Source organism: Natrinema amylolyticum (assembly GCF_020515625.1).
GTDB classification, from domain to species: Archaea; Halobacteriota; Halobacteria; order Halobacteriales; family Natrialbaceae; genus Natrinema; species Natrinema amylolyticum.
Genome location: NZ_JAIWPJ010000001.1, coordinates 1,392,002 through 1,404,488, shown reverse-complemented (window position 1 = coordinate 1,404,488; position 12,487 = coordinate 1,392,002). Strand labels below are relative to the sequence as shown.

General features: G+C 65.1%; 12 protein-coding genes. 6 read left to right on the top strand and 6 right to left on the bottom strand.

Annotated features, from left to right (window positions below; all coding sequences use genetic code 11):
* Window positions 1-38: 38 nt before the first annotated feature.
* On the bottom strand, window positions 39-998 hold the full coding sequence (locus LDH66_RS06960; protein ID WP_226480328.1) for an alpha/beta hydrolase: 960 nt from the start codon (window positions 996-998) through the stop codon (window positions 39-41).
* A 172-nt stretch (window positions 999-1,170) separates the two neighbouring features.
* Here LDH66_RS06960 and pyrE point away from each other — a divergent pair, with 172 nt between their 5' ends.
* From pyrE to glmS, 5 genes are all read left to right on the top strand, one after another.
* A complete protein-coding gene (gene pyrE, locus LDH66_RS06955) occupies window positions 1,171-1,695 on the top strand; it encodes an orotate phosphoribosyltransferase (RefSeq protein ID WP_226480327.1) in 525 nt (174 codons plus the stop codon).
* 177 nt (window positions 1,696-1,872) lie between these two features.
* The gene (locus LDH66_RS06950) at window positions 1,873-2,310 is read left to right on the top strand and encodes a DUF7344 domain-containing protein (RefSeq protein WP_226480326.1); all 438 of its coding nucleotides are present in this window, start codon (window positions 1,873-1,875) and stop codon (window positions 2,308-2,310) included.
* Between the two features lie 288 nt (window positions 2,311-2,598).
* Window positions 2,599-4,545: a threonine--tRNA ligase gene (gene thrS / locus LDH66_RS06945; RefSeq protein WP_226480325.1), complete on the top strand. Its 1,947-nt coding sequence runs from the start codon at window positions 2,599-2,601 to the stop codon at window positions 4,543-4,545.
* A gap of 159 nt (window positions 4,546-4,704) precedes the next feature.
* Window positions 4,705-5,415: a phosphoribosyltransferase family protein gene (locus LDH66_RS06940; RefSeq protein ID WP_226480324.1), complete on the top strand. Its 711-nt coding sequence runs from the start codon at window positions 4,705-4,707 to the stop codon at window positions 5,413-5,415.
* A gap of 192 nt (window positions 5,416-5,607) precedes the next feature.
* A complete protein-coding gene (gene glmS, locus LDH66_RS06935; RefSeq protein WP_226480323.1) occupies window positions 5,608-6,054 on the top strand; it encodes a methylaspartate mutase subunit S in 447 nt (148 codons plus the stop codon).
* A 107-nt stretch (window positions 6,055-6,161) separates the two neighbouring features.
* Here the strand turns inward: glmS and LDH66_RS06930 are convergent, their stop codons facing one another.
* The 4 genes from LDH66_RS06930 to LDH66_RS06910 form a co-directional block, all read right to left on the bottom strand.
* Window positions 6,162-6,596, bottom strand: a complete 435-nt coding sequence (locus LDH66_RS06930) for a universal stress protein (RefSeq protein ID WP_226480322.1) — start codon at window positions 6,594-6,596, stop codon at window positions 6,162-6,164.
* 58 nt (window positions 6,597-6,654) lie between these two features.
* On the bottom strand, window positions 6,655-8,808 hold the full coding sequence (pdhA, locus tag LDH66_RS23260) for a pyruvate dehydrogenase (acetyl-transferring) E1 component subunit alpha (RefSeq protein ID WP_425492894.1): 2,154 nt from the start codon (window positions 8,806-8,808) through the stop codon (window positions 6,655-6,657).
* A gap of 145 nt (window positions 8,809-8,953) precedes the next feature.
* On the bottom strand, window positions 8,954-9,544 hold the full coding sequence (locus LDH66_RS06915; RefSeq protein ID WP_226480321.1) for a 50S ribosomal protein L15e: 591 nt from the start codon (window positions 9,542-9,544) through the stop codon (window positions 8,954-8,956).
* Window positions 9,545-9,765: 221 nt separating this feature from the next.
* Window positions 9,766-10,296: a hypothetical protein gene (locus LDH66_RS06910; RefSeq protein WP_226480320.1), complete on the bottom strand. Its 531-nt coding sequence runs from the start codon at window positions 10,294-10,296 to the stop codon at window positions 9,766-9,768.
* 121 nt (window positions 10,297-10,417) lie between these two features.
* Here LDH66_RS06910 and LDH66_RS06905 point away from each other — a divergent pair, with 121 nt between their 5' ends.
* On the top strand, window positions 10,418-11,227 hold the full coding sequence (locus LDH66_RS06905) for a helix-turn-helix transcriptional regulator (protein ID WP_226480319.1): 810 nt from the start codon (window positions 10,418-10,420) through the stop codon (window positions 11,225-11,227).
* A 289-nt stretch (window positions 11,228-11,516) separates the two neighbouring features.
* Here the strand turns inward: LDH66_RS06905 and LDH66_RS06900 are convergent, their stop codons facing one another.
* On the bottom strand, window positions 11,517-12,428 hold the full coding sequence (locus tag LDH66_RS06900) for a serine/threonine-protein kinase RIO2 (RefSeq protein WP_226480318.1): 912 nt from the start codon (window positions 12,426-12,428) through the stop codon (window positions 11,517-11,519).
* Window positions 12,429-12,487: the final 59 nt, after the last annotated feature.

The following is a 12,487-nucleotide window of genomic DNA, read 5'->3' as shown; positions in this document are numbered from 1 at the left end:
TGTCGTGCGATCAGATGTGCAATGACTGTCAGTGGCTACTATTCGAACGCCGCGTGCAGATCGGCGACGGCGTCGTCGTAAGCCTCGTGGGCCCGATCCAGATTCACCGGCTCGGAGATCATGTTGAAGAACCCGTGGATCACGTCGTCGTAGTGGTGGTGTGCGACGGGGACGCCCTCGTCCTCGAGTCGCTCGACGAGGTTCGCCCCGTCGTCTCGGAGCGGGTCGAAGCCGGCGGTGATGACCGTCGCCGGCGGCAGCTCCGAGAGGTCGTGTGCGAGCTGAGGCATGGCGTAGATGTTCCCCTGATCGATCTCGCTCTCGAAGAGGTGGCCGCGGAACCACGCCATATCGTCTTTCGTGAGGAAGTAGTCCTCGCCGTTCTCCTCGTAGGCCTCAGTCTCGGTCACCTTCCCCGTGCTGGGGTAGATCAGCAGTTGATAGGCGATCTCTGGCCCGCCCGTGTCCCGGACGAGCAGCGACAGGCCCGCCGCGAGGTTGCCGCCGGCGCTGTCGCCCGCCACGACGAGCCTCTCCGGATCGGCGTTCAGTTCGTCGGCCGCGTCGGCTGCCCACTCGAGCGCGGCGTAACAGTCCTGCAGTCCCTCGGGGAAGGGGTGTTCGGGCGCGAGTCCGTAATCGACGCTGACGACGGGATAGCCGGAGTCGGCGGCGAGCTTGCGGCAGGCCCCGTCGTGGGTGTCGATATTGCCGATGACCCAGCCGCCGCCGTGGAAGTACAGGAGCAGCGGCCGGTCCTCCCCCTCGGTGCCGGGGTCGTAGATCCGGATCGGCAGGTCGCCGCGGGGGCCGTCGATCGTTCGATCCTCGACGGACTCGAGTTCGATGTCGGGCTCCTCGGTGACCCGCATCTCGTCGAACATCTCGCGGGCCTCTTGGGCCGAGACCTCGTCGAACGACGGGGTGTCGAGCGATTCGTAGAGTTCGAGAAACGCCTGCACGTCCGGATGGGGCTCGTCCGCACTGGACAGTGTCATTATACGACACACTTACCGGCGGAGCCAAAAAGCTACCTGCAGCGGAAGTGGCGCGCGACGGCCCAAACGCCGATCCGGCGACCGCTCGCGGAGCGAGCGCGTTCTCCCGTTCCGCTCGCGTCGGCGTCCCGTTCCACACCGCTTATTTCGGTCCGGCGCGCCTTGTCGAGCAATGACGAATCAGGACCTCATCGACGCCCTCCGCGACGCGGAGGCCGTGAAGTTCGGCGAGTTCGAACTCTCCCACGGCGGCACCAGCGAGTACTACGTCGACAAGTACCTCTTCGAGACCGACCCCGACTGCCTCGAGTCCATCGCCGAGGCCTTCGCCGAGCGACTCGCGCCCGACGACAAACTCGGCGGCGTCGCGTTGGGTGGCGTACCGCTCGCTGCCGCGACCAGCGTCGCGGCCGGCGTCCCCTACGTCATCGCGCGCAAGCAACGCAAGGAGTACGGCACCGGGAACCTGATCGAGGGCCGACTCGAGGACGGCGAGGAGGTCGTCGTCGTCGAGGACATCGTGACCACGGGAACGAGCCTCGTCGAGGCCGTCGAGGCGCTCCGGGAGGCGGGCGCGACCGTCGAGCGGGCCCTGGTCGTCGTCGACCGCGAGGAGGGCGGTCGCGAGACCGTCGAAGACGCCGGCGTCGAGATGGAATCGCTGGTGACCGCGAGCGAACTGCTCGAGAACCGGTAACGACCGGTCTCGAGCGACCGCCATCGACGGAGTCGCCGAACCGTTTCGAGAGTCCGTCGGCGGTATCGGTACCGATAGCCCGACTGTCTCTCAGTTAATCAAAACAGCAGCGCCGTGTGAAAATATTCGCGCTTTAACAGACAGTAGCCCGTACGTGGGAACCGAGAGGAACAGTTCATGGTCGATACGGGTGAGATCATCGACGACGACGAGATATTCGACGCGTTAGCGGCTCGGTATCGCCGACGGTTACTGGTCGAGTTACTGACCCGCGATCGGCGGGACATCGAAAAACTGACCGGCATTTCTCGAGCGGTCGCGGACGCCGACGGCGAACTCCTCCGGAAGACCCTCTCGAACTCGCGCTCGATTTCGGGAGCGGACGAGAAATTGCTCGAGAAACACCACGTTCACCTCCCGAAACTGGCCGAGTACGGCTTCATCGAGTGGGATCGAGAGGATCACGTCGTCACGAAGGGGCCGCGATTCGATGACGTGCGACCCCTTCTCGAACTGGTAGACGGGCAGCGGGAACGAGCGCCAGCGGAGTTCGATTACCTGATCGTCGGTGAGGAGCCGAATAGCCTCTCGCAGTCAGCGTTCCCCCACGACTGACGGGAGCGCTCACCGTCCTCGGGTCGACCGCGCAATGAGCGTCTGGACTCGTCGCAGCGGTCCGTCTCCGGTCGTCCGCTCGAGCGACGCCGTCCTCCCTCGCCGGCCCCCATCACAATGCTTTTATCCCACTCGAAAGTACCCGTAGCTACGATGGTAGGTGTCCGCTTTACAGGGCCGTTTGCCCGTTTCTAATTCCCACCTACCGCGTATTGTGTCGACACGAGTCGGCCAGTGTGCGGGACGCGGCGCGGACACGCCACCGGGATTTTCACCACAGTCACACCCATGTCAGAACCAGATTCCCAGTCACAGGAGCAGTTAACTGTCGTACTGCCCGACGGATCCGAACTCGAAGTCGACGCCGACGCGACCGTCGAGGACTGCGCGTACGAGATCGGCCCCGGTCTCGGGAGCGATACGGTCGCCGGCAAACTCGACGGCGAACTCGTCGCCAAGGAGGAGCCGGTCTACGACGGCGCCGAACTCGAGATCGTCACGGACCAGTCCGAAGAGTACCTCGACGTCATGCGCCACTCCGCGGCCCACTGTCTCGCCCAGGCCGTCGAGCGCCACTACGACGACGTCGACCTCGCGATCGGCCCGCCGACGGACGAGGGCTTCTACTACGACTTCGACAACCTCGAGATCGACGAGGAGGACCTCGCCGAGCTCGAGGACGAGATCGAGGAGATCATCGCCGAGGACTACGAGATCGAGCGAGAGGACGTCTCGATCGAGGCGGCGCGAGAGCGACTGGCCGACGAACCCTACAAGCTCGAGTTGCTCGAGGAGTTCGCCGACGAGAACGATACCGTCTCCTTCTACACGCAGGGCGAGTGGGAGGACCTCTGTGCCGGCCCCCACGTCGACTCGACGGGCGAGATCGGCGTCGTCGAGCTGTTGGAAATCGCCGGCGCCTACTGGCGCGGCGACGAGGACAACACGATGCAGACGCGCATCTACGGCACCGCCTTCGAAGACGAGGGCGATCTCGAGGACTTCCTCGAGCGCAAGCAGGAGGCCAAGAAGCGCGATCACCGCCGGATCGGCAACGAGATGGACCTCTTCTCGATCCAGGACGTGACGGGGCCGGGCCTGCCGCTCTATCACCCCGCCGGGAAGACCGTCCTCAAGGAACTCGAGGACTTCGTCGAGAACCTCAATACTGACGCGGGCTACGACTACGTCGAGACGCCCCACGTCTTCAAGACGGACCTCTGGCATCGGTCGGGTCACTACGAGAACTATCAGGACGACATGTTCATCTTCGACGTGGGCGACGACGAGTTTGGCCTGAAGCCGATGAACTGTCCCGGCCACGCGGCCATCTTCCAGGATCAGTCCTGGAGCTACCGCGACCTCCCCATTCGCTATGCGGAAAACGGGAAGGTCTACCGCAAGGAGCAGCGCGGGGAGTTATCGGGTCTCTCGCGGGTCTGGGCGTTCACCATCGACGACGGCCACCTGTTCGTCCGCCCCGAGCAGATCAAGTCGGAGGTCGAGCAGATCATGGACATGATCACCGAGGTGCTCGACACGTTCGACCTCGAGTACGAGATGGCCCTGGCCACGCGCCCCGAGAAGTCGGTCGGCAGCGACGAGATCTGGGAACGCGCCGAGGAGCAACTCGAGAGCGTCCTCGACTCCCACGGCCACGAGTACGAGATCGAGGAGGGCGACGGTGCCTTCTACGGGCCGAAGATCGACTTCGCGTTCGAGGACGCCATCGGCCGCTCGTGGGACGGACCGACGGTCCAACTGGACTTCAACATGCCCGACCGGTTCGACCTGAACTACGTCGGTGAGGACAACGAAGAGCACCAGCCCGTGATGATCCACCGCGCGCTCTACGGCAGCTACGAGCGCTTCTTCATGATGCTCATCGAGCACTACGAGGGCCGGTTCCCGCTCTGGCTCGCGCCCGAGCAGGTCCGCGTGCTGCCCATCTCTGACGACAACCTCGGCTACGCCCATCGGGTCGCAAACGAGTTCGACGACTTCCGCGTCGAGGTCGACGGCCGCGACTCGACCCTCGAGCGGAAGATCCGCGCGGCCCACGATGACCGGGTCCCCTACCAGATCATCGTCGGCGACAACGAGGAGGAGGACGGCAACATCTCGGTCCGCGACCGCTTCGAGGACCAGGAGTACGACGTCGAGATCGAGGCGTTCCGCGCACACCTCGAGGACGAAATCGAGGACCAGCGGACCGAACCCGACTTCCTGCAGTAACGGCCTCGCCATCGCCGTTCTCGCTACTTTCGGTCGTCGGCTCTCCTGTCCGAGACTGTCCGCTCGAGTCGCGTGTCGCTCGAACGAGCCACGTTCGTGCGGATCCCATCGCGTGAATCCGATCGTAATACCCATAGTTGCGGAATCGTGCATATCTGTATGAACAGAGCCGAGAAGGCGGCCCTCCAGTTGCGGGCCGTCGACGTGTTGCGGATGTTGAAGGAGACGCGGACCTACGACGACCTCGCTGAGACGACGGGGCTCCCGGCGGGCGATCTCAACCGATACGTCAACGGGCACGTTCTCCCCGGCACTGACCGCGCACGTGAGGTCGTCGAGGACCTCGGCCGCGAGGCGCTCGCCGAGGAACTCGACGCCCGCATCCGCGTCGACGACGAGGGGTACGTCGACAACTCCGCGACCGTCTTCGACCAGCCGTTCCTTGATCTGGCCGCGCCGGTCGTGGCCAACGGGTTCGACTTCGATCGCCCGGACGTCGTCCTCACCGCCGCGACCGACGGGATCACGCTCGCGGCCGCGCTCGCCAGCTACTACGGCGTTCGCTGTGCCTACGCGAAGAAGAGCAAGGAGACCGCCGTCGAGGAGTTCATCGAGGCTCGCCAGCGCCTGCAGTCCGGCATCGAACTCACCTACTACCTGCCCGCCTCGGCCATCGCCCCAGGGGAGTCGGTGCTCGTCGTCGACGATCTCATCCGGTCGGGCGAGACCCAGGAACTCCTGTTGGACATCACCAACACGGCCGAGGCCGATGTCGCCGGCGTCTTCGCGCTCATCGCGGCCGGCGAGGACGGCATCCGGCGCGCCCGCGAGCGCACCGACGCGTCGGTCGGCGCGCTGACGACCGTTTGACGACCGACTCGCATTCCGCACGGTACCGTGACGATCGGACAACGATTTCCCTCGCGGATAGACGAACGGTTTACCGGCGATCTCGTCCACCGAAAAACGTCGAGTAATCGCGGGACGGCGACCGTGCGAACCATTGCCACATTATTAATCATTAGGTTTATGGTGGTCCCCCCAGTTTGTGGTGGTACGCACATGACGAAGACAGTCATCCTCGGCGTGATCGGATCCGACGCTCACGTCGTCGGGATCACCATCCTGGAACAGGCGCTGGAGGCAGCCGGATTCGACGTCGTCAACCTGGGAGTCCAGAGCTCTCAGGACGAGTTCGTCGAAGCCGCATCCGCCAACGACGCCGAGGCTGTACTCGTCTCCTCGCTCTACGGACACGCCAAGCAGGACTGTGAGGGCTTCCACCGGCGAATCGCCGAGTCCGGCCTTGACGTCACGACCTACATCGGTGGCAACCTCGCCGTCGGGCAGGACGACTTCGAGGAGACACGAACGTTCTTCCGCGAGATGGGATTCGATCGGGTCTTCGACTCCGAGACCGATCCCGAGGAGGCCATCGACGCCCTGATGGCCGATCTGGACATGCGCTCGACCGAAAGCGAGCGGGAAGGCCAGACCGTCTCGGCCTGATCTGACCGACGCGTCACGTCTTTTCCCGAGCCGACTCGAGACGGACAGCGGTCGCCGCGTTCATCGCGCCGCGTCCGGTCCGCGATCGCTCACCGGTAGCGAGCCGACTATCGAACGATCGTCACGGGCACCGGCGACCGGCGGGCGACCGTTTCCGCGACGCTCCCCAGGAGAATTCGACTCGCACCCGTCCGACCGTGACTCCCGACGACGATGTGATCGACGCCGTGTTCGGCTGCGTAGTCGACGATCGACCGCGAGACGCTGCCGACGACGTGCTCCGTTTCGATCTCGACGCCGTGCTCGGCCGCCTGCTCGCGTGCCGTCTCGAGGATTCCCTCGGCTCGCTCCTCGTGGTGGCCCTGTATCTCGTCGTAATTCGCCATCGCGGTCCCCTCGACGCCGCTGACCGCGTAGAAGTCGCCCGGATCGAGGACGTAGAGCGCGGTGATCGTCGCCTCCGGATACTCCGTACAGGCGAACTCGAGCGCTTCAGTCGACTGCGTCGAATCGTCGACCGCCACGAGAACGTGTTTTGCCATGCCTGGCAGTACGTCGGCCCCCGGAATAAGTCCACCTCTGAGCCCCGCGGACCGGGCCTTACGCGGCGAGCACTCGTTCGATCGACGCTCGGATCCGGTCCGGGTCGGGCCGATAGGAGTCCTCGCGGGCCGGGAGCGGGACGGGGACGTCGTAGCCCGTCACCCGCTCGATCGGTGCCTCGAGGTACCAGACGGCCTCGTCGGAAATCCGGGCGGCGATCTCACCGGCGAACCCGCCCGTCCGCGGGGCCTCGTGAACGATGACGCAGCGACCGGTCTTCCGGACCGACTCGAGGACGGTCTCGGTGTCCATCGGGCTGATCGTCCGCAGGTCGATCACCTCGACGTCGGCCGCGAGATCGGCGACGGCGTCCTCGACTTCCGGGACCATCGCCCCCCACGCTACGACGGTGGCGTCGGTTCCCTCCTCGACCGTCCGTGCCTCGCCCAGCGGGACCACGGTCTCGTCGGGGACCGACCGCCTGGCCGCGCGGTACAGGGGCATGGGTTCGAAGAAGAGGACCGGATCGGGACTGCGGATCGCAGACCGCAGCAGTCCGGCCGCGTCCCTGGCCGTCGAGGGAATCACGACTTTCAGCCCGGGAACGTGGGCGTAGCCCGCCTCGTAGCTCTCGGAGTGGTGCTCGAGTGCCGACACGCCGAGGCCGTAGGGTGCGCGAACCACCATCGGACAGGTGAGCCGCCCGCGCGAGCGGCTCCGAATCCGCGAGAGATGCTGGTGGATCTGCGAAAAGGCCTGAAACGTGAACCCGGCGAACTGGATCTCGGCGACCGGTCGGTAGCCCGCCGCCGCGAGGCCGACGCCGAGGCCGACGATGCCCGCCTCGGCCACCGGCGCGTCGTGAACTCGGCCGGGGAAGGCGTCGAGCAGTCCCTGCGTCGCGCGGAAGACGCCGCCGTCGACGCCGACGTCCTGGCCGTAGACGAGCACGTCGTCGTCCCGCTCGAGTTCGGCGCGGAGCGTCCCGCGGATCGCCTCGACCATGTTCAGCCGCTCGGCGTCCGCGAGGTCCGCGTCGGTTCTCTCGGTGGTCCCGTCGGCACCGCCGTCGTCACCGGAACTCGCGTCCGCCGCCGACGATCCGCCATCACTGCGCTGACTCCCGGTGGGTGCGACCGTATACCCATCGTCCGCGACGAAGGCTTCGCGCTGGCGTTCGAGGTAGGGCGGCCGCTCCGCGTACGCGTTGTCGAACATGTCGACCGGGTCGGCGTTCGCCTCCGTCTCCCGGGCCGCCTCGAGCGATTCCTCGAGATCGGCTTCGATCTCGGACTCGATCGAGTCGACCGTCTCGTCGTCGAGGAGCCCCCGATCGCGGAGGTAGCGCTCGAACCGCAGGATGGGGTCGAGCGGCTCCCACGACTCCTCTTCCTCGGTAGTGCGGTAGACGGACGGATCGTCCGCCGTCGTATGCATCTCCCGCCGGTAGGTCGTCGCCTCGATCAGCGTCGGGACGCCGCGGCGGGCGCGCTCTCTGGCCGCCTTCGTCACCGCGTAGACGCCCAGAATATCGTTGCCGTCGACCTGAATCGGCTCGATGCCCGCGGCGACGGCCTTCTGAGCGAGCGACGCCGCTCGCGTCTGTTTCGACAGCGGCGTCGAGATCGCGTACTGGTTGTTCTGGCAGAAGAAGATCGTCTGGGCCTCGTAGACGCCGGCCAGGTTCATCGCCTCGTAAACCTCGCCCTCGCTCGTGGCGCCGTCTCCGAAGTAGGTGAGCGCGACCGAATCGGCGTCGTTCATCGACGCCGCCCAGCCGATCCCCGCCGCGTGCAGCGGTTGGGTTCCCACGGCGATCGACGGCGGCATCATCGGCACGTCCTCGGGCGGCTCCCCGCCCTCCTCGAGCCCCATCGCGTACTCGATGATCGCCTGCGCGGAGCCCCCGCGGGCCAGCGCCGAGGGGTGCTCACGGAACGCGGGCACCGTCCAGTCGGTCTCGTTCAGGGCCGCGGTACTCCCGACCTGAGCGGCCTCCTGTCCCGTCGCGGGCGCGAACGTCCCCAGTTCGCCCCGTCGCTGGAGGGCGATCACCCGCCGGTCGAGTCGTCGCGACCGTTTCATCGTCCGATACCACTCGAGGAGTCGGTCGTCATCGACGTCGGGCTCGAGCGACTCGTCGACACGGCCGTCCTCGTCGAGTATCTCGACGCGATCGATCGAGAACGTGGCGACCTGCGAGCGTGGCATACGGACGGTACCACAGTCGAACACTTAGTGCCCGTCTCGGCGATGGCACGCCTCGCGGTCGTTCGGTATCAGCGATCGGTGGCGCCGGTGCTCTCGAGTCGCGTCGCGGAAAAATCGGCGTGAAATCGGCTGCGGTGACTGCGTGTTACTTCGCGCGGCCCTGGTCGCCGTTGTTGGACGGACGAACCTTCTCCGCGCCCTTGCCGCGGTTGTTGAGACCGCGGTTGGACTTGCCGGCGTTGGTGAGGCCGCGGAACGCGCGGTTCGTGTGGTCGTCGTCGCAGATCCAGCTGAGATCGTCGTCGTTCTCGATCGCGGGGTGGTTCGGATCGACGAGGATCATCTCGAACCACTTCTGCGAGCCGTCTTCACCGACCCAGTAACTGTTGAGCACCCGCATGTTGGGGTACTTCCGGGAGACGCGCTCTTCGCCGATACGCTGGATGTTCTTGCGCCGCCCGATGCGGTTGACACCCTGGCGCTTCGAGCGCCGACCGGCCTTGTGTCGCTGCTTCCGGGCGGTCCCTTTCCGGACCGAGACCCGGGCCACGATGATGCCCTGCTTGGCCTTGTAGCCGAGTTCGCGTGCCTTGTCGAGACGCGTCGGGCGATCGATTCGCTCGATCGCACCCTGGTCGCGCCATTCCTGTTTGCGCTGCCACTGCAGCTCCCCGAGCTTGCCGTCGTCGGGGTCTTTCCATGCGTCCTTGATGTGGGAATAGAAGCTTTCTGCCATTTGTATTCACCCGCGGGCGTTTGCTGGTTCAATCCCGACCGGGGCCGAGCCCCGCGGATCACATCCCGACCTGTGACCGGCCGTCGTACAGGTGCCCACTGATGCCCGCGAACCAGCGAGTCTACTCACACTTCCCAACTCTCGAGTATAAGGGCTTCGAACTCCTCGAACGGCCGTGACAGCGAGTCACGCAGCGGCCGATCGACCGCCGCGATCACGGGTCATCGGATCGCGACGAAATCGCGCACGCCGCGCGGCGTGACCCCGTTGATCGTCGCGAAGACGGACCCCAGCACTAGTCCGTAGACGAGGTGACCGAACCCGAACACGAGCGCGCTGAACAGCTCCGCCGTGGGCCCCGAAATCGGGAGGAACGGGAGCGGCAACGTCGCCACGCCGGCTCGCTCCATCGCCAGCGGGAACAGGACGCCGCCGGCGAAGAGTCCGAGGACCGCACCGAAGACGAGCCCCACGATGACGTAATCGCTGAAGTCGTCGATCAACTGCTGGACTGCCCGCCTCGAGGCGATGGCGGCGAACAGGAGCCCGAACCCGACGCTCAGCATGAGATGAATCGTCCAGCCGACGCCGACCGCCGTGCCGGGATCCGTTGCGAGCCCGCCTAACAACTCGATCTGGCTGCCGCCCAAGTGGAGGACCAGTCCCATGGCGATCCCGGCGACCAGTCCGCTGGTGACGCCGCCGCCCCAGATACCGACACCGTCGAGACTGTGCGTGTCATTACCACTCATATATGGGGCTACGAACGCGAGTCAGATTAAGTCCACCATCCGTCGGTCGACGCGACAGTCCCCAGCGGAGAACGACAGTCTTTAGCTCGGCCTAAAGGCGGGGTCGATAACGGGGGAGACGATGAGCGAGAACCGAATTCCGGAAGCGACGACACGGGGCTGTAGTGAATCGACGAGCGAAGCCATCGAGGAGGCAGCGTTTCTCGCGCGGTCGAAACACAGGGTCCGCGTCCTCGAGTTACTCGCGGACGGAGCGCGCACGCGTGAAGAGTTGACGGCGGGGACCGATGTGACGCGAGTAACGCTCAGTCGGACGCTCAGCGATCTGACGGATCGGGGGTGGATCGAACGGGACCACGCCGATGGCGAGTACGCGATCACGAACGCGGGCAGAGAGGTGTCCGTCCACTTCGATCGGTTGCTCGAGACGATTGCCGTCGAGCAGCGATATCCCGACGTGATCGACGCGCTTCCGACGGCGTGGTTCGACTTCGATCTCCGATATCTCGCCGACGGCGAACTGGTGGCCGGCGACGAGGCCGACCCGATGTCCGCCGCCGTCGCGAACGCCGTTCGGAACGCGTCGTCGCGGAAGGCGCTTCTCGGAACGTTTCTTTCCCTCTCCTTGCACACGTTCGAAGAGGCTTTGCGGGTCGGTGATGAACCCGACGGCGCCGTCGTCTTCGACTTGGACGTAGCCGAGACGATGCTCACTGACGCGAATCTCCTGAACAGATGGCAAACGATCGAATCGATCGCTGACTCCCCCGTTTACTATCGTATCGACGAGCGCGTCCCCTGTGGTATCGCCCTCATCGACGGCACGGTGTTCCTGACGGTCAACGGGGACCAAGGGAAAGACTTCGACGTCATCAGGTGTACTCACCCTGAAGTGAGAGCAGTCGACCGCACAATCTCCGATTTCATATAGTGGAATATGGTTTATTGACCGGAAGTAGGGGCAGTATTCTCGAGTCCAGGCATGGAGACCGACGACGTCCCTCCGTCCCGTCGGTGCTCGAGTCGCTCGATACGTGGTCTCTCAGAGATCACGGCCAAAGACGAGGCAGGAGTCAGACGTCCGCGAGCGCACCCCTTCGTGAGGTTCAGTAGCACTGGTCGCTCGGAACACCTTCGAGAAACGAAACGGAACGCGGTCGACGGCGACCGCGGTCGGACGTCCGTGAGGAGTCGACTGCTGTACGCCCTCGATCAGACTTTCAAGCGACGAACTCGGTGATCGTCTCGAACGACTCGCTCTCGATCGAGTCGGCGATGTCGTCGCTCGCGAGGTCGTCGGGGACGTGCTGGGGGTACTTGCGGCGGAAGTAGCCCACGATGTTCGTCAGGTCGCGCCGGAGGAACTCGCCGGCATTTTCGTGATCGGTCGGGACGGCCTGGGGCCAGTCGAATACTTTCACGCCCGCCTCGTTGACGAAGACGTTGTACTCGCTCATGTCCGCGTGGACGTACCCGTTCGCGTACGCGCGAGCGATTTCGCTGAGCAACAGCTCGAGGACGCCCAACACCTGCTCGTCCTCGAGTCGAGTCTGCGAGAGCTCGACGCCGTCCATCTTCTCCATGACGATGGCGTGGCGGTTCTGGCCGATCGGCTGGGGGACCGCGACGTCGGGGTAGAGTTCCTCGAGGATGTCGTGTTCGCGCTCGGCGGCCTTCCGGGCGGTGTACATCCAGGAGACGTGGTCGTTCTCCGAGGTGTAGTCGCGTTCCTTGTGGACCTCTCGGAAGTTCGTATACCCCTCGCGGTGGTACTTCAGCGCGAGGGGCTTGTAGGACTTGACCTCGTAGACGTCGCTCTCCTTCCCGACGCCCAGCGGCGAGCCGAACTCCGAGATCGTGTCCTGCTCGACGAGCGCTCGCAAGGCCAGGACGTCGTAGCCCTCGAACTGGAGGGTATAGCCCTCGTACTGGATCGTCTTCTTCTCGACTAACCCGCGCTTGAGACAGCGCTCGAGCCGGTAGTCGACCTCCTCTTCGGTCATATTGGCGAACTTCGGGAGCTTCTCGCGCTGGACCCACTCGGAGAACCGCATCCCCTGTTCGACCCCCGAGAGGAGATAGAAGTCTTCCTCGTCGAGTTCCGGGAGCAACCCGGCGACGTTTCGCACCATAGGCGTGGGTAGCCGGCGTATACGTAAAAACGGCGTGACGCCCGGCCACCGGTAGCGCC